The organism is Luxibacter massiliensis (assembly GCF_900604355.1).
GTDB lineage: Bacteria > Bacillota > Clostridia > Lachnospirales > Lachnospiraceae > Luxibacter > Luxibacter massiliensis.
In genome coordinates this window covers 989677-1007630 of the sequence record NZ_UWOE01000001.1, presented here as the reverse complement: position 1 = coordinate 1007630, position 17954 = coordinate 989677, and the positions used below count along the sequence as shown (strand labels likewise).

Here is a 17954-nt window from a genome sequence, read left to right as displayed (position 1 = left end):
TACGCTCTTTTACCACTTTATCACTATTCCTCATAAAAATCCATTTTAACCTGGCAAAAGCCGGCAAAAATTGTAGGGCTGCATCCCCCCATTGCATACCTCCAATCCGTCCACAGACAGCAGCCTTCAATCCAATCTAAAATACCACAAAGTTTGTCTTTTACAAAAAAATAAAACCATCGATGACAGGCCTGATTTCTTATATTGGAATCACCGCCCCCATGCACGCAAACTGCGAGCAGACTCTATGGCTGCTGTTCACTGGCAAGCTTGACACTTGCCGTCAGGCTTGCCAGTCATGATTATTGGCTGTTTGGGCCTTATCTATGATAGACCCATGTAAGGCGGACTAAAATCGTTACTCTACAACTCTACACTACTCTACACAGTACAGTCCCCATATACAAGCGCCACTCTACCCATACATCCCTTCATCCACTATATAAAACACAGCGCCCCTATCTTTCATCGTCTCCTCAAACCCGACTTCCTCCCCCAGCCTTTCCACATATTCACTAAATACACTTGTATCGTCATCCAATATGACAAACCCTCTTATCTCTGCATGTTTTATGTACTCCACAAAACCTTCATATGTATCCGTCTTCTCTGTAGAACTCCATGATGGCGAAAACGCACTGTTAGCTGTCTCTACGCTCCCATCCACAAACATTTCTGCCCTTGAGATGATGATCCGCATATCTGGATAGTATTCTTCAATATATGCCGCTATATTTTCATATCCTCTGGCAGACATACTCTCATATCTCCATGCATCGGTATCAAAATTATTTCTTATCAGCTTGGCGTCATAATATTGATATCCAATTGACCCGCTCCAGTTCGTCACCAACAGAAAAATGACGCCAAAAACAATCCATCCGCCCAATGCGGATTCCATGATGATCCTTTCCCCGTCCCCCTCTTCCCTGTCTTTCCAATAATATAGCTTAAAACACGCGAAAAGAATGACAGCCGCCGGTACAATAAAGTAATTGCCGTCCGGCTGTTTCAGAATTCCCGCGAACAATAGCGTAAAAACAAACATGGCTGTGGAAAGCAGCACCAGCCATTTATGGGCGTCCCCGATTATTTTTCTCCTCTTCACTGCCAAACAGATCATTGCAATATAGCATACAAGCCAAAGATTCGTAGGCCAGCAGATTTTCGTAAATAATAAACTGTCCAGATCAGGAGTAAAGATAAAATGAACCAATTGTTTCATAACGGCAGGCAGGTCAATCCCTGCCCCAAAATAATTACTGTTTGCACTGAATCCCCTGCTGACATCCGTCGGAGTAAAACCCAGTTTATCCCATATACCGATCCCTACCGGGTAAACCGGATATCCTGTTAACAGCAAAGTCCTGTAATGAATCCCCGCAATCAGAATCAATGCGGTTATCAGTACCCACGGGATTTCCCCTTTATATTTCTTTTCACCGGAATCCGCTTTCCGATTCTCTTTTATCCTGAAAATGAAATAAACTAAAATACATAGGAAAACCAGTCCTCCCCAGGCAAGGAATGTCACCTTTGTACCTGTAGACAAGGCCAGGCATACCAGGGAGTAAAATACAAATTTACGGTCATGGCTTTCTATAAACCGAAGAAACAAGACAACTGCAGTTACCGTCAGAAACGCCCCCATCATATCAGGTTTTGCCGAGACGCCCAAGGCCGTGACCACTGGAACCGACATAATGGCCAGGCATGGGAGAAGCCTCCTATGGCCCGAACGGCCGCTCATTCCCTGCGTAATAGCTATGGATAGAAAATAATAAAAAAATACATTCCCGATCTGTATAAAACTATAATCTCCTAACCCGCTGACTGGTAACATAAACAATTCATACAATTTCGGATAGTAATATACATAGCCAGAATATCCCAGGTAGTCATAGAACGAGTGCTCGCCTATCAAAAAGTGTTCTGGTTTCAGCAGATACCACACAGAATCAAAGTCAACCGAATTATTGGTTCTGGCCGCCAGCATACACCCTAAAACCAGAAGGAGATTCAGGGCAAGCATCCATTTCCAGTCCCCTTTGTTCTGTTGATAGAGCCTATTTACATTTCCCAGAATTGTATTTCCCAATTTCTTCTGTTCCCTGTTTATAATGGCGCACAAAATCAAAATCCCCACTGTCATAATCCTAAGATGGACGATGGTCCCAAATCCCAGAAGGGAACTGACAATCGCAGCCGCTCCCCAGCAGGACATGCCTGTAATCAAGTCTAAAATCAGATCCGGTTCATATTTTTCTTTTGTTTCAGTCCTGCTCCGCAGGGTGCTTCCAATAAATACGATGCCCTCAAAATATAGCAGTACTGTTACATACGGCACGATCACTGCCTGCCACGAAAGAAAAATGCATAATACAACCAACGCTCCAAAAAATCCTCTTTGGAATTTATATGCAATCAGTTGGCTTACAAAGATCACACAGATGCTTGCGGCCAGGCTTCTGGTAAAGAACGGGTCAGACAACTGCCAGTTGTATATTTCACCCATAAATAAATATTTTACTGAAATCAATAAAAACAGAATCAGGGCAGCGCCCAGCAAAATCCCCGCCTTACCTGATTGTTTTTTTGATACTGTATTTTTCTTTAGTTTTTTCTTCATTTTCTGTTCTTATATGTATGATGTTTATAGGAATGAAACATCAACTTCCTTTTCTTAATTCATAGACAGCATGTCAAGCCGAAAATTGGTATCTATTCAGCCATACGGCTGGGATTCACAGCTAGTGCAGTTTTTCACCTCACGGCTGAACAGTTAGGAGAACGCATTCAAACACGCAATCACATAGTCTGCCTCTTCCCACGTCATTCCATAATATAAGGGCATCGATAATACCGTTTCTGCATATTTTTCCGTGATGGGATAACTGCCCTTTGGTAATTCCAGGTAAGAATAGGCCTTTGATAAATGAGGCGGTATAGGATAATGTATCATTGTCCCAATTCCCTTTTCATCCAGGTACTTCATAAGTTTTTCCCGCTCCTCACACTGAACTACAAATTGATGCCAGATATGCGTTGCGCCCTCCCGGATCCTCGGCAGCCTGATATGGGGATTGTTTATCTTCTTTAAATAATTTCTACAGACATCCCGCTTTTCCCGCTCCAGTTCAGCCATATGAGAAAGACGTACCCTCAGCAATCCTGCCTGCAGTTCGTCTAACCTGGAATTCGTCCCCGCTGCTTTGTTATGATATCTTTTTTCACTGCCATAATTCCGAAATATCCTTACGTCATCCGCCGTTTTACGATTATCTGTCACAATGGCCCCGGCCTCTCCAAAGGCTCCCAGATTTTTGGATGGATAAAAGGAAAAACAGCCAATATCGCCAAACGTCCCTGTCATCTGTCCTTTGAAGCAGGCTCCGTGGGACTGGGCGCAATCCTCCACAACACGCAGGCGATAGCGGCGCGCGATTTCCATAATAGGACCCATATTGGAAGCCTGGCCATATAGATGCACCACTAAAATCGCTTTCGTCCTGTCCGTTATCTTCTCTTCGATTTTGGCTGCGTCTATATTAAAATACGCGTCTGGTTCCACAAAGACCGGGGTAGCTCCATTGATTGTAATCCCCATCACACTGGCAATATAGGTATTTCCCTGTACAATCACCTCGTCCCCGGAGCCAATCCCCAGAATGCAAAATGCAATCCAGAGCGCATCCAGCCCGCTCCCGAGGCCTACACAGTACCGGCTCCCAGTGTATCGTGCAAATTCCTGTTCAAAAGCCAAAACTTCCTTTCCCAATACATACCGGCCGCTTCGCAGCACTTCCAGAGCCTTTTTCTCAAACTCTTCCTGATATTGATAAAAGCCTCTGTCCAGCCTGTTGGCCATGATTTTCATGATACGCCTCACCTTTCTTTGCCTGCAAAAAAATCCTCCCTAAAAATAGCATAGCTTTTTAATTCACAGGATCTCCCATTTCTATAGATTTGCTCTCTGAAATCTGCATCTGGCACAAACCCACACTTTTCATACAGGCGAACCGCCTTTTCATTGTCCGCCATTACCTTTAAATAGACCCGTTCCAATCCGAATGTTCCAAAGGCCATCTGGAGCAACTTTTTCGTAGCCTCATAGCCAATCCCTTTGCCCTGGGCACACTTTCGCAAACTGACCGCATATTCGGCGCACCGCTCTCCCAGGCAAATATTTTTCAGGCTTATGGTGCCAAGATATTCATCCTCATCACCGGCTACCGCAAAATGGACACTGCCTCCCTCTTTTGGACAGCAGGAGGCTGTCTCTATAAAATACAAAATATCCGGCATTTCTTTATCCAGAAAATCTTTCTGGAAATTCTTTTGGATTTCAGGGTCATGCATCCATTCCAGCATCCTGTTTGCATCCTTTTTCTGAAGTCCCCTCAGTCTTATCATTCATTTCCTCCTGATCTTCCTCCACAATATACGGCGGCCTGTTCCGTGATGCATCCAAAGTCCTCCAGAGATATCCGCCCAAAACCCCCAGCGTCAACATAATAATCCCAAAGCAGAATAACTGAAACATAAACAAGATCATCCAGGCACTGACAGAAATCCATCCTATCTGCTTCAATATCAGCGCAGCTACAGCCCAGGCCACCGCCCCAAAGCTGGACAATATGCCGATCAGTGAGACTACCGTAACCGGTAATGTGGAGAAACTAAATAACGTATCAGAAACCAGGCGCAGCTTTTTCTGCAGTGTCCACCTGCTGGTTCCACATGTTCTCTGCAAGCGTGTATAATAAATCTTTCCAGTCTGAAATCCACTCCAAAGAATCTGTCCTGTGAGCACACTGTTTTTTTCGTCTAATTGCAGCAGCACATGGATTACCCTCTTGTCCAGCAAATAGACATCAAAACCGCCTTTTGGCATTTGTGGCAAAGCGCTTTTTCTGACCATCCAATAGTACAAAGCAGCAAACATAGTCTGTCCTCTTCCTTCCTGCCTGTCCTTTCGCACAGCCAGCACAACACGATTCCCTGTTTTCCAGCTTTCCACCATTTCCAGGATTATCTCTGCAGGCTCCTGGAGATCCGCCGCCTTTACAACGGCACAGTCCCCCGTACACTTGGACAGCCCACATAAAATCGCTGCATGGGAGCCAAAATTTCTGGACAGGCTGTATATTTTTATCCGCCTGTCCCGGGCCGCCAACCGCCCCATAATAGAATAACTCCTATCCCGTGAGCCATCATTGACCATAATCACTTCCCAGTCATATTCCTGGCAGGAAAATAGTTTTTTCTCCATCTCGTCATACAAGGGGAGTAAACTGTCTTCATTGAAATAGACCGGTATTACCACTGATATCTTCATACCTGCTCCTTGTGTACCATTTCCAGAAAATCGCCGTAGTCCCGGATGTATTCCTTTTCATCGTAATGTACACTTGCCAGGCAAAGCAAAACAGAGTCTGGACTGAACTCATACATCTCCTTCCACACCATCGCCGGGAGATAAATCCCGGTATGAGGCCGGTTCAGAGAAAAAATGGTATCCTTCCCTTTTCCATCCGAAACCTTCACTTTACAACTGCCTGCCGTATTAACCAAGACAAACTCAGAGCGCAGATTGGCGTGCCGCCCTCTCACGGCCTCCCGGTCCGACCCGAAAATATAAAAGATCCTTTTTATCTCAAAAGGAATATCCCACATTCCCTCTATCGCGACCAGATGTCCTCTTTCATCCCCCCGCCGGGGAAACTTAAGCATCCTCGGTTCCTGATAATCCACTCCTATCCACTCCTATCTTTCGTTATGTATAACCTGCAAAACCTCCGTCAGACAAACTTCAGCATTCCTAAACAACGCTGCTATTTGTCAGAAGGAGGTTTTCAGGGGCAAAGCACCCACTACCCTTTGAATCTGGATTTTAACATTACGGCTCCTACAATCGCGCTTCCACTTGCAGCCAGCAGAGTAACCCACACCCAAAGATAGCTGCTGTCCCCGGTCTTAGTAGCTTTTGTATCCTCATTTGGACTTGTGCCGCCGCCTGGCTTTGTGTCGTCTGCCGGTTTTGTATTATCTCCCGGTTTTGCATCATCATCTGGCTTTGTGCCATCTCCTGGCTTTGTATCATCCCCGGGCTTTGTGTCTCCTGGCTCTGTATCATCCCCTGGCTCTGTGTCTCCCGGTTCTGTATCATCCCCCGGCTCTGTATCTCCCGGCTTTGTGTCTCCTGGTTTCGTATCATCCCCTGGTTCTGTCGGTTCTTCCCCCGGTTTTCCAGGAAGGATCAAAGCCTCCTGTGTGGTTTCTTCCTGGCTGCTGTCAAACAGAAGGCCACAGTTTTCACAAGTGTAATGCTCCGCTATCCCATCTGCCCCGTCAGCAGCCGGAACCTCATCATGATGCACCAGTTTGTGTCCATTTGCCGGAATATCCGCAACTGTTTTTTCCTGTTGGCCTGCCCAGTCTGCTTTAAATACAGCCGTATACGTCGTTTTCCCTTTTTCCGTACAGGTGGGAGCTTCCGTCTCTCTTTCTGTTACATCTGCTTGGGCCTCCTCCTGATGGGAAGAGTCATTCTGGCAGATCCTAAACGCGGTGCAATCCTGATTATCATCGCTCCACCGATACTGGGGAGTCCCCCAGTTATGCCCCGCTACTATGGAATAACCGCAGACTGTACAGCTCTGCGGCGTGTCACAGGTCGCCCCAGGGTCAGGGACATGCGCTTCTCTTGCAGACTCATGGCTCGGATCCTGACACCCCTCTACCTGGCAGGGATGCCAGTGAGAACTCCCGTCAGACTCCCAGCCGGTTCCATATTTGTTATGGGCCGGGCCAAGTATAACCTTACCGCCATTTCCTTTTGTCACTTTCGCATATTCAAGAATCTCGATTTTATCACTGGGGGCGAATTTACCTGTATCATCAGCGCCGCCTCCAATGTCCGGGGCCTTAGTACCGCCATCCACATGAACCGTTCCGCCGTTAATGATTATCGTTCCGCCGGATGCATTCCCGTCTCCTCCAATCCCCGCCCCAGCGGCGTCATTGCTGACAACAATCAATTTTCCCATTGTACCTGTATTGGTGGACTGGGCATAAACACTTAGGCTGTTTTTCCCCGGAGTGTCCGCTCCCGGCACCCTAATACCGCCGGACGCAGTCAGGGCCACGCCCTCTTTCAAAACCAGATGGACATTCCCCCTAACAGTGATGCGGCCGGATATGGTGATATCCGCAGTAACAACGTACCAATGCTCCTGGCCGTCATCGGCTCCCCAGACAATAGTATCAGCGGCAATCTCCGTATAGACTGTTACTGAGCCAGGTTCCTGTACATATTTCCCCTGATCCCCATCCCATGTATATTTGAGATAGTCTACTGCCGGATTCCAATTAGCTGTCAAGATAAGGTTCTCTGTCACACCAACGTTAAAATCCCATTTCTTGTCGCCCTGATACCAACCCCGAAAGCCATAACCTGCCATCGCAGGATCCTCTGTGGGTTTGGCCGCTGTACTGTCCCTTTCCACGATTTGCGCCTCATACGCAACAGCCGCCGTTCCGCCGTTTGTATCAAAGTTGACGGTATAAAATGTACTGCCATTACCGCTGATTGGCGCACCGGACTGCCTTCCAGAAGCACCGCCAGTTGCTTCCAGAGTCTTTGCTGTGACGTTGTTTCCGTTATATCCGGCAATTCCGTCGCCTCCACTGCCGTCCTGATCCCCCACATATCCCTCGCCGCCAGTGCCTCCAGTGGCAGTGATACTATCTGCTGACACGGTTCCTGCATCCTGAATTAAAATGCCAGCTCCCCCGTGCCCCGGATTGCCGCCAGTTGCAGGATTCCTTTGGCCCTCTCTACCCCGGGCAATAATCCTGCCGCCTGATATCTTTCCGCTCCCCGAAACCAAGATACCATTACCGGATAAAGATCCATTCCTCACGTTAAAACCTCCAATTCCTGTAATGGTGCCATATGACACAATCTCTCCCCCGCTAATTTGGATACCCTCTCCAGCCTTAACTTGACCTTGAGAACTCCCTACAGAGCGGCCGCCCTCTGCCGTAAGCTCTCCCTGCGCTCCAAGTGTTATACGGCCACTCTGACACAGAATTCCCGATCCACCTTCCGTGCCGCTTCCGCCCTGGAAAGTCCCGGTACCCGTAATAGTAAGATTCCCCCCATTCATGACCAAAGGTGTGACGCCCCTTCCATCCTCGCCTTTCAAGGCCATGCCATTCATATTCAAGGTCCAGTCTCCGCCAGTAAAAGAAATGGCCGCAGATAAGGTGATATCAGTGGTCAGGGTGATGGTCTTCCCCTCCACCGTCACATTTCCTGCCCCGCCAAGATAACCGAGAATCTCATCCGCCGTAGTGCTCTCTCCAATGGTCCCGCCGGTTCCTGCCCCCTCCGCAAACGCCCACATGGGACAAAGTGGAAACAGCAATATGCCGCAAAGTAACAGACTGATGATCTTTCGTTTTGTTTTTCTGTTGTTCGTCATAGCAACCCTCTCCCTGTCGTCTTCTTATGTAGTGTCCTAAAACGCACGATATTCTTTACTTTAGCAAAATAAGTGCAACAAAAGCGCAACAAAAAACCGGAGTCTTTCTCAAACTCCGGTTTTCGCCCACACATTTATTGATTCTTTTCAAAAATAATTTCCCCATTTCTAAATTCGGCCCAACTATAGGAATACATATAATCGTTCCGGTACTGGTTGACCGCCATGGGATCTCCCTGCAAAAACCGATAATAGTCACAGTCTATACGCTCCGGCACCACCGCAAAGGAGTTAAAGCTTATGGCCAGAATCTCTTCGGCCCCGGCTTTTTTCAGCGCGCTTCTCATCCCATGTACTATAGTACGGAAATAAGACCTGCCGGATACGCTGTCCGCAGCATCCTCAAACAAGGCGGCATAAGCCTCTCCCGTTGTCACCGCCGCCCCCCGGTGATCCACCAGAAAAGCCAGCAGTTCTTTGGACTTGGTACGCTCAAATTTCACAGGTTTCCCGTCCACAAATATCTCAAACCCACCAAAAGTCTGTATCCGAATCCGGCTCCTTCTTTCTGCCTTCTCATAGATAAAGCTCAATTCCCGTTCCACAGCCGCCTCACTCACCGGCTTTAACAGGTATCCGGTAGCATGTATGGAAAAAGCCTCCACTGCATACTGCTGGTGTCCGGTCACAAATATAATGTGTATATCCGGGTTCTGCCTTTTTAGCCTGACAGCCAGCTCAAGTCCCGTCATGCTTCCCATCTCAATATCCAGGAAGGCCACATCTGCAGGGCGTTGCGCTGCAGCCTCCAATGCATCCTCCGGCCAGGTAAAGGATAATATTTCTGCCTCCGGGCGTGTCTTGTGCAAAATATCCAAGAGTCTCTCCACCATATTTTTCTCATCATCTACTACCAAAAAACGCATGATATTCCCCCGCAAGTGGTATTTTTAGAGTTACCGTCGTTCCCTGAGCGCTACTTTGTATTTCCATACTGCCTTTCACTACAGTCTGTATACGGCTTCGTACATTCTCTATGCCAACTCCCGTATACCCCCCCCCCGGTATTTTATAGGAATGTCTGGCATTTTCCATCCCTATCCCGTCATCGACAATAGCCACGACCGCGTATCCATCTGTCTCAGCCGTGCGTATCGTGACCGTTCCACCCTCTCTCCTATGCAGGATACCGTGGTGCACGGCATTTTCCACCAAAGGCTGCAAGGACAAGGGGGGGACGTAAAAGTCCTTTGCCTGAATATCATACACAATCCGCAGGCGCTCCTGAAACCGCTGCTGCTCTAAATATAAGTAATTCTTCACATGGTTCAGCTCTTTTTCAAAGGGAATGGGTTCCCGTTTCTTCAGGCTGTCCATATTGCCCCTAAGAAATAAGGCAAATTCCTCCGTAGCCTTCTCTGCCTTCACGGGATCCCGCCTGCACAGGTGCGCGATAGTGCCCAGTGCATTATACAGAAAATGAGGCTGTATCTGGCTGAGCATAATGTCAATACGCTGCTTTGCCAGCTCCTCTTCCTGCCGCCGCATGGTGAGTTCATGCTCAAACTGAATATTTACCAGGATAAACAGCAGCGCAAATGCAACGCCAACATTGACAACCGCAATCCCGCGCAGCAGCATCTGCGCCGCGCCGCCGCCCAAGGGAACAAAGATATACAGCAGAAAAAAGACGATCTCCCGGCTGGTCAGATTCTTCCGGTAAGCAATGACCAATGCCGTAAACAAAATATAACAAATCAAAGGGATGGCCTGAGAAATGAAAAACAAACTGCCCCGCTGATATCCACTGTCATTTACATAAAATATGGCACCAGTAAATGGAGAAACAGCCGCAAAAAACACCTGAATTCCGCATATCACCGTAACTGTCACTAAAAAAACGGTTTGAATCCTGCCAAAAAGCTGCAGATATTCACTGATATATCTTGCAAAAAAATAAAGCACAAATGCCGATGCAATATAGAACAAAGCAGTCAGCGCATATAAACTCATCTTCAGACCCATAGAAGACACGTCCCGGATGCTCCAGTCCCCCAGATCTCCCAGGATCATAAATATATTTGAAATGCAAATGCCTAAAAAGTATTGGTTCCTGCGCTGCTTATACCGCTGGCTGCTTAATAAATATAGAACGGGAACCAGGGACAGAATGATACTAAAAAAATCTAAGGAAATATTTGCAGTTATCATTTGGTCCACAGAAAATTCACCTCATTTTCGACTGATTTTAAGTAATTTTTCAGATTCCACAAGAAATATAGTGAGAATAATTCTTTATTCCTTCTTTTCGCCGATAGGCTCATCATATCATACCGGAATCAAGAAATCCAGATTCAAATCAGCATCAGCCAAAGGAGCGCCCCTTCTCCCACCTCCACACCAATATCCCCCAAACTGGAGGCCCCGGCAATCGTCTGACTCCTATCCTCGGACGGGATACAGCCAATCCCATCCCCTGCCCTCCAAACATCTGCCTCCCAGCAGGGCCTTACGCTCCCCGCCATATTGAGGAGGCGTAACATGGTATGATAATACCAGAATGTTTCCATTTTTAAATATATTTTATCCATCTCATCATATACTGGTACTAAACAATATTTTTGGTGGTTTGCATGAAAATACTCCAAAACAAAAGATCCACTTTAAAAACCGGCGCCAAGTTTCTCCTGCTCTTTGCCGCCGCTTTCCTCGCCGGGCGTTTGGCGGGAAAAATACAGGAACATTTCTCAGGAGAAGCCCTCCCCACATCTGCCGAGGGCAACTGGGGCCTTAGTTTCCAGGAAGAGGGACAGCCGCCTGTGGGCAACGCCACTCCCCAGGAACTTAAGGAATTTGATGCCTATTATTCTGGAAATTCAGACGAAAAAGTAATCTACCTGACATTTGATGCAGGTTTTGAAAATGGAAATACACCGGCTATTCTGGATGCACTGAAAAAGCATAATGTCCCCGCAACATTTTTTGTAGTAGGGACATTCATTTCCTCAAACCCAGATTTAATAAAACGTATGGCCAGCGAGGGGCATACTGTAGGGAACCATACATATCACCATCCCGACATGTCACAAATTTCCACACAAGAGTCCTTCCAAAAGGAACTGGTAGATGTAGAAAATGTATATAAGGAAATCACCGGGGAGGAAATGACAAAATTTTACCGGCCGCCTCAGGGGAAATACAGTGAAGATAATTTAAGAATGGCAAAAGAAATGGGATATAAAACCTTTTTCTGGAGTCTGGCCTATGTAGATTGGTATGAAAATGACCAGCCTACAAAGGAGGAGGCCTTTGATAAACTTCTGGGCAGAATCCACCCAGGCGCCATCGTCCTCCTTCACAGCACCTCAAAAACCAATGCAGAAATATTAGATGAACTTCTGACGAAATGGGAGGAGATGGGATATACCTTTAAACCTTTAAGCGCCTTGTCTGAAGAGCCTTCTTCTTAAACCAGCACCTAATTTAATAGGGGCCAAGGCGCAACCGAAGAGTCCATGGATCTTTCTCCTTAAAAAGATTGCTAAGATTAAAGCAAAAAAGCCTTTATACGGCAGGCAGCTCCTGCCGTATAAAGGCTCCTTGCATATGCCCAAAGGGGCGGATGGACTCCCTCTGGCAAGGGATGCCCTTTGGGTATTATTTCTTAAAATCTTCTACAATATGTATCATTTCCTGGGATGGGTTTGAAATTACCGCTGAGTTAATAATCTTACAAGGCGGATTTTCCGTTACTGCCTCCACTGCCGCTGTCACCGCTGAGACACTGCCGCTGATAAATATCAAGGCATGTCCCCCACACTTCGTATCCTGGGTTTCATAAACCACTTCCGCTGCTTTCAGCATCTGGTCTGCCACCAACACACCGTTTGCCTCTCCGAGAACTTCTACCAGTCCAAAAGCCCCATATGCCATATCTGTTACCTCCCCTATTTATGAATCGTCATTGCAATCGCTGTCTCCGTATCCGCAGCAGGCGCTGCAATCACGGTGTGGGAAATGATATTGGCTATAGGCCCTGCTGTCTCTAAAGCCACTTCCATAGCCGCATTCACATTGGAAACTGTGCCTCTCATTTTCACACATGCCTCCGCCCCCATACGGTTCCTCTCCACTGCCTGAATTTTAATATCTGCCGCTTTTGCCGCCGCATCTAATGCCACAAAACATGCACATTCACTGTCCAGCTCAAATACGCCTATTGCCATTCCTTCATATTGTCCGGCCATAATCTCCTCCTGCCTGCAGAACATCTCTCTGCACTTCTTTGTCCACTAATATTTTTATTATATAAAATGGCCGGAAATTTTTCAACAAAAAAGTACAGTGTTCTTTATACAAGATGCAAATGAAGCCTGGAAATTTTATACAGATAGGCGCTTGTCCTGCTCACAGAGAACTAAGCCTTATTTTCTCCCATCCCCTCCCCCTTCCTTTTTTCCACATTCCTCATAATATAAAGGTAATAGGGCACTAACGGTATCAAAGCCGCAATCCAGGCCGCTGGACTGGATAAGCAGACCTGCGCGAAGGTGCCCCTCCCTGCCACTGCCACAACCACTGACGCCCTGGCTATCAGCTCAAAGACCCCGCCCAGCATGGGGACAAGCCCAACCCCCATACCCTGAAGTACATTCCTGTATAAAAGAATACTCCCCAGAAATGGATAACACCAGAGTACGGACCTAAAGAAAATCTGCGCAATGCGAATCACTTCCTGCTGGGAAGCATCCACAAATATCAATACTAAATACTTTCCAAACAGATAAATCACGGCCATCATAGCCACACTCCAGGCCAAAATCATAAGCTGCATACGCCGTACCCCCTGCCTTACCCTGTCAGTCCTGCCAGCTCCCCAGTTCTGCCCACTGTAAGTGGCAATCGTTGCCCCAAAAGACATGAAAACAGCCTCCACCAGATTTTGTATTTTAATTCCCGCTGAAAACCCGGCTATGTAGACGGCCCCATATATATTCACCGCCCCCTGGACGATAATAGTCCCAATTCCTGTAATAGAAAACTGCAGGCCCATAGGAATCCCCAGTGCAAGGAGTTTTTTGATACTGTCCGCCGAGACTGCAAAGTCTTCCCTCTTTAGATGGAGTATGGGAAATCTTTTTATAATATATATAAAACATAAAAGCGCTGATATGCCCTGGGCAATGACCGTGGCATAGCCACAGCCAATTACCCCCATGTTGAAACAGACAATAAACACAATATCAAGAATCACATTCACCGCAGCTGATACCATTAAAAAGTACAGTGGCGACCTGGAATCTCCCAGCGCCCTGAGCATACACGCCAGAAAATTATATGCCGCCGTCACGAGCAAGCCTGCATAAATAACCCCCATATAGCCTTTTATATCCCCCAGAAGTTCATTGGGAGAATGCATCAGCTTTAAAATCGGCTCATTCACTATTTCCAACCCAATAGTCATCAATACAGTAATTCCTGTCATTAATAAAACCGACATAGCCGTATAGTGGCGCATCCTGTCGTATTTTCCTGCCCCGAAACACTGGGACGCCAATATGGAGAACCCGCTGCTTAAGCCATTTATCCATCCAGTTACCATAAACATCAAGGAACCTGTGCTGCCAATGGCCGCCAGGGCATCTACACCTATAAATTGGCCGGCAATCATAGAATCCGCAATATTATAGAGCTGCTGAAAGATATTTCCCAGACACACGGGAACCATAAACTGGAGCATCAGTTTTACCGGGTTCCCTGCTGTCATATCACTGATTGTACTGGTTTTCATTTATCCCTTTTATTTCCTGCCTTTCAATATTATGCTTTTTCACATACCCTGTCAGCATCATAGTCAGGGCTCCATCCCCTGTCACATTACATGCAGTCCCGAAACTGTCCTGCAGAGCAAATATGGTCAGCATCAAGGCCGTACCTGTCTCGTCAAATCCCAGCACTCCGGTTATTAACCCAAGAGAAGCCATGACCGTCCCTCCTGGGACTCCCGGGGCGCCAATGGCAAAAACACCTAAAAGCAGACAGAACAAAACCATCGTCCCCACAGAGGGAAGGGTACCATAAAGTATCTTTGAGACTGTCATCACAAAAAACACTTCTGTCAGGACAGACCCGCAGAGATGGATATTCGCAAACAGCGGGATGCCAAAATCCACCATATCATCCCTGAGGGGCGGCTCTGACTTCTTTGCACACCGCAGCGCCACAGCAAGGGTTGCCGCTGAAGACATGGTACCCACAGCCGTAATATAGGCCGGCCCATAATTCTTAATAACATGGATTGGATTGCTTCCAGAATAAATTCCGCCAACCCCATAGAGTACAGCCAGCCAAATATAATGCCCTACCATGACAATGAGCACGACCTGGATAAATACAGGCAGCTGTTTGGTTATTGTCCCCTCATAGGACAACGCACAGAATGTGAAAGCAATAAATATAGGCAGGAGGGGGATGACCACCCTGGTCACTATTTCCAGGACAATTTCCTGAAACTCCTCCAACACTTTGGTAATCGCCTCCGCCTTTGTCCACGCTGCTGCCAGGCCCACTAACACAGAAAATACAAGGGCGCTCATAACCGGCATAATCTCTGGAATATCCAGCTTAAACACAATTCCAGGCAGCTCCTTTAAACCATCCACCTCCGATACAATTGATAAATGTGGTATCAGGCCGTATCCGGCTGCCATTGACATCAAAGCAGCCAGCACAGAAGAGATGTAGGCTATAGTGACAGCCACACCCAGAATCCTGGACGCATGGCTCCCAAGCCTTGTAATGGATGGGGCTATAAAGCCAATAACGATTAGGGGCACACAAAAAGTAATCACCTGTCCCAGCACGTATTTAATAGTAACAACAATATTCATAAATCCTTCATTGGCAATCTGCCCTGCCAAAATTCCCACTGCCACTGCGACCAGTAGCCTAAACGGCAGGCTGCCCCATATTTTTTTCATTTTCCCAATCTCCTTCCCATTGAAAATACAGCAAATAGTTCCACCTATCGATTTGAAAATCCTTTACCTTCTTTCCTCTGCGCCCTCTCCTGAATGAGCTGGGCTGTGATGCTCACCGCAATCTCTGCCGGCGTTTCGGCTTTGATAGAAAGTCCGATTGGCGTGATGATCCTTTCCAGGTCTTTGTCCGTAAAATGCATTTCCTTCAATTTTTTGAACACTCCGGCCTTTTTAGTCCTGCTGCCAATTACGCCAATATACGCTGCATCTGTTTTTAAAACCTGTGCCTGCACAGCCAAATCATCTTTATGGCCTCTTGTCATGATACATACATAGTCCTGGCCGCCTATATCCACATAATCAGCGATATGGCTGGTTTCTATTAAAAGTATTTCCTCCGCTCCCGGAAATAATTCCCTCCGGCAGAATTCCCTTCTGTCCTCCAGGATTATACATCTGAAATCCACTGCACACAAAGCAGGTACTAAGGCCTGGGACACATGCCCTCCTCCAAAGATATACACCTTCCCTGCGGGGATCATTTTTTCGCAGAAATAACTCTCCCCCCGGGTTTCTTTCTGTATAGTACCTTCTGCAAGGCCTGCCCACACCTCCTGGGGAACCGGCTGGCCAATAAGGCCCTCCCTGGCAGTATACACAGATATTCCGCCCTTGCCGGAAAGCCGGTTGATTAGCCAGAATTCTTCCCTTGTTTGATATAATGCAGAAATTTTGTCCATTAGAACCAGATTATTCTCATCCCCCGGGGAGAGGTACTGAAAATGGATATTTACATCACCGCCGCATATCATTCCCAAATCCCGTATTTGGTTTGGCCGGAGAGTAAAACACTCTGTTCTAGAATGCTTCGTCTGCAGTATTTCTTCCGCCATCTTTTCTGCCTGATGCTCCAAAACGCCTCCCCCGATAGTCCCGCTGGCCCTGCCGCCCCGGGTGACTAGCATACGGGCCCCTGCGCCCCTTGGCACGGATCCGGTCTTGGCAGTGACTGTCACGACCACCCCGTCCATCCCAGATAACAGAGCTTCCCGCAAAAGCCGAAATAATTCCTCCATATTCTCCTCCTTCTATCCCCTAAAGCCATTCCCCTGGCCTGTATGCCCGTAAAAACACAAATTATGGGGACGCCTGGGCTAGTCCTGGAAATACTTTAGTATCCCCCATAAGGACACAGCAGAAGAGACTGCTGCAAAATCAATATTCCATACAGGACTGTGGTATCCTTCGGTCAGTTTTTACCACATCCAGTTGAATTTTATATTTTGCAACAGTCCCCAGTTGTTTTCTTAAATGACTTCCTATTTAATTCACAAAGGCCACTGCCCGCCATATCCTTATTACAGGTGTTTTACAGCCTGGTTTCCAGGGCGTGGCTGTTAATATGCCTCCTACAAAAGCTGTGCCCTAAGCTCCTCAGCGCTTTTCACAGAAAGCAGCGCGGGCGCGATATCAAATACCGTCCTCGCGCCAGACTCCCCTTTTTGTGCAAGCCTGTACGCTGCACGCGCATAGCATACCAGCACGCTGGATGTAAATTCGGGATTGGAGTCCAGCTTTAGGGAATACTCAATCACATGCTTATTCCCATCATGCCCTGTCTCACCGCTCCTTATGACAAATCCCCCGTGAGGCATCCTTGCATGGCCAGCCTTTAATTCCTCTTCTGTGATAAAAGTCACTGTGGTCTCATAATCTGCAAAATAATTGGGCATTGTCTTAATAGCATTTTCTATCTGGCTCTGGTCAGCGCCTTCCTCTGCCACAACATAACACTCTCTTAAATGCTTATCCCTTGTCTCCAGCTTTGGCCCGCAGCCGCTCCTTACCTTGTCCACGGCTGCCTGGATAGGAACCGTATACTGGATGGCATTTTTCACTCCAGGGATACGGCGGATAGCATCAGAGTGCCCCTGGCTGACCCCCTTCCCCCAGAATGTATACGTATCTCCCTGTACAAGGATTGACTCTGCATACACTCTGTTCAGGGAAAACATTCCCGGATCCCAGCCTACAGAAATAATGCCAATATTGCCCCCTTCTTTTGCAGCTGCATCTACATCACTGTAATATTCCGGAATCTTGGCATGTGTATCAAAGCTGTCTATTGTGTGGAAATTCTTTACAATCTCAGGCCCAATCACAGGCAGGTCTGTGGCCGACCCTCCGCACAGAATCATGACGTCAATTTGCCCTTTCATACTCAGCATATCGTCCATCTTCATCACAGGCACGCCCGAAGTTATAATCTCTACAGACTCTGGCTCCCGCCTGGTAAATACGGCTTTAAGCTCCATATCCTCGTTTCGTTCCACCGCAAGCTCGACCCCGCGCCCTATATTGCCATATCCAACGATCCCTATTCTAATTTTTTCCATTATATACCTTCCTTCCATATATCTCCAAAAAACCTCAACTATCAAGAACCGTAAATAAGTATACCATATCAAGGCAAACTGCACAATTT

At 47.1% G+C, this 17954-nt stretch carries 15 protein-coding genes and 1 pseudogene; 1 reads left to right on the top strand and 15 read right to left on the bottom strand.

Going from position 1 to position 17954, the window contains the following annotated elements:
• Positions 1-415: 415 nt before the first annotated feature.
• The 9 genes from EFA47_RS04825 to EFA47_RS04785 all read right to left on the bottom strand — a co-directional run bounded on the left by EFA47_RS04825 (position 416) and on the right by EFA47_RS04785 (position 11137).
• Complete coding sequence (locus EFA47_RS04825; RefSeq protein WP_122642226.1) at positions 416-2629, bottom strand: threonine/serine exporter family protein; 2214 nt, start codon at positions 2627-2629, stop codon at positions 416-418.
• Between the two features lie 153 nt (positions 2630-2782).
• Positions 2783-3877, bottom strand: coding sequence for a DegT/DnrJ/EryC1/StrS family aminotransferase (locus EFA47_RS04820; RefSeq protein WP_122642225.1), 1095 nt, complete (start codon positions 3875-3877; stop codon positions 2783-2785).
• Positions 3878-3885: 8 nt separating this feature from the next.
• Entirely contained in the window at positions 3886-4413 is a 528-nt protein-coding gene (locus tag EFA47_RS04815; RefSeq protein ID WP_122642224.1) for a GNAT family N-acetyltransferase, read from the bottom strand.
• Positions 4352-5338, bottom strand: coding sequence for a glycosyltransferase family 2 protein (locus tag EFA47_RS04810; protein ID WP_122642223.1), 987 nt, complete (start codon positions 5336-5338; stop codon positions 4352-4354). Before EFA47_RS04810 ends, EFA47_RS04815 begins: the two co-directional genes overlap by 62 nt.
• The gene (locus tag EFA47_RS04805; RefSeq protein WP_330511944.1) at positions 5335-5754 is read right to left on the bottom strand and encodes a sugar 3,4-ketoisomerase; all 420 of its coding nucleotides are present in this window, start codon (positions 5752-5754) and stop codon (positions 5335-5337) included. Before EFA47_RS04805 ends, EFA47_RS04810 begins: the two co-directional genes overlap by 4 nt.
• Before the next feature lie 119 nt (positions 5755-5873).
• Positions 5874-8489, bottom strand: coding sequence for an InlB B-repeat-containing protein (locus EFA47_RS04800; protein ID WP_122642222.1), 2616 nt, complete (start codon positions 8487-8489; stop codon positions 5874-5876).
• 134 nt (positions 8490-8623) lie between these two features.
• On the bottom strand, positions 8624-9415 hold the full coding sequence (locus EFA47_RS04795) for a response regulator (RefSeq protein ID WP_122642221.1): 792 nt from the start codon (positions 9413-9415) through the stop codon (positions 8624-8626).
• Complete coding sequence (locus EFA47_RS04790; protein WP_235853317.1) at positions 9393-10700, bottom strand: sensor histidine kinase; 1308 nt, start codon at positions 10698-10700, stop codon at positions 9393-9395. The genes EFA47_RS04795 and EFA47_RS04790 overlap by 23 nt, the downstream gene beginning before the upstream one ends.
• A gap of 143 nt (positions 10701-10843) precedes the next feature.
• Positions 10844-11137, bottom strand: coding sequence for a hypothetical protein (locus tag EFA47_RS04785; protein WP_164689924.1), 294 nt, complete (start codon positions 11135-11137; stop codon positions 10844-10846).
• On the opposite strand from EFA47_RS04785, the gene pdaA reads away from it, so the two are divergent.
• Positions 11123-11959 (top strand): delta-lactam-biosynthetic de-N-acetylase, encoded by an 837-nt coding sequence (gene pdaA, locus EFA47_RS04780; RefSeq protein ID WP_122642218.1) that lies wholly within the window; start codon positions 11123-11125, stop codon positions 11957-11959. The two genes, EFA47_RS04785 and pdaA, sit on opposite strands and share 15 nt — an antisense overlap.
• Positions 11960-12146: 187 nt before the next feature.
• On the opposite strand, the gene EFA47_RS04775 is transcribed toward pdaA, so the two are convergent.
• The 6 genes and pseudogenes from EFA47_RS04775 to EFA47_RS04750 all read right to left on the bottom strand — a co-directional run bounded on the left by EFA47_RS04775 (position 12147) and on the right by EFA47_RS04750 (position 17865).
• Positions 12147-12422 carry a BMC domain-containing protein gene (locus EFA47_RS04775; protein ID WP_122642217.1) on the bottom strand — a complete coding sequence of 92 codons (276 nt, stop codon included), beginning with the start codon at positions 12420-12422 and terminating at the stop codon, positions 12147-12149.
• Between the two features lie 14 nt (positions 12423-12436).
• Positions 12437-12736 carry a BMC domain-containing protein gene (locus EFA47_RS04770; protein ID WP_122644407.1) on the bottom strand — a complete coding sequence of 100 codons (300 nt, stop codon included), beginning with the start codon at positions 12734-12736 and terminating at the stop codon, positions 12437-12439.
• A 170-nt stretch (positions 12737-12906) separates the two neighbouring features.
• Positions 12907-14280 (bottom strand): MATE family efflux transporter, encoded by a 1374-nt coding sequence (locus tag EFA47_RS04765; protein WP_122642216.1) that lies wholly within the window; start codon positions 14278-14280, stop codon positions 12907-12909.
• A 64-nt stretch (positions 14281-14344) separates the two neighbouring features.
• Positions 14345-15469: pseudogene (locus EFA47_RS04760) on the bottom strand (dicarboxylate/amino acid:cation symporter); the annotation flags it as partial.
• 44 nt (positions 15470-15513) lie between these two features.
• Positions 15514-16545: a xanthine dehydrogenase accessory protein XdhC gene (gene xdhC / locus EFA47_RS04755; RefSeq protein ID WP_122642214.1), complete on the bottom strand. Its 1032-nt coding sequence runs from the start codon at positions 16543-16545 to the stop codon at positions 15514-15516.
• A gap of 333 nt (positions 16546-16878) precedes the next feature.
• On the bottom strand, positions 16879-17865 hold the full coding sequence (locus EFA47_RS04750; protein ID WP_122642213.1) for a diaminopimelate dehydrogenase: 987 nt from the start codon (positions 17863-17865) through the stop codon (positions 16879-16881).
• Positions 17866-17954 lie beyond the last annotated feature (89 nt).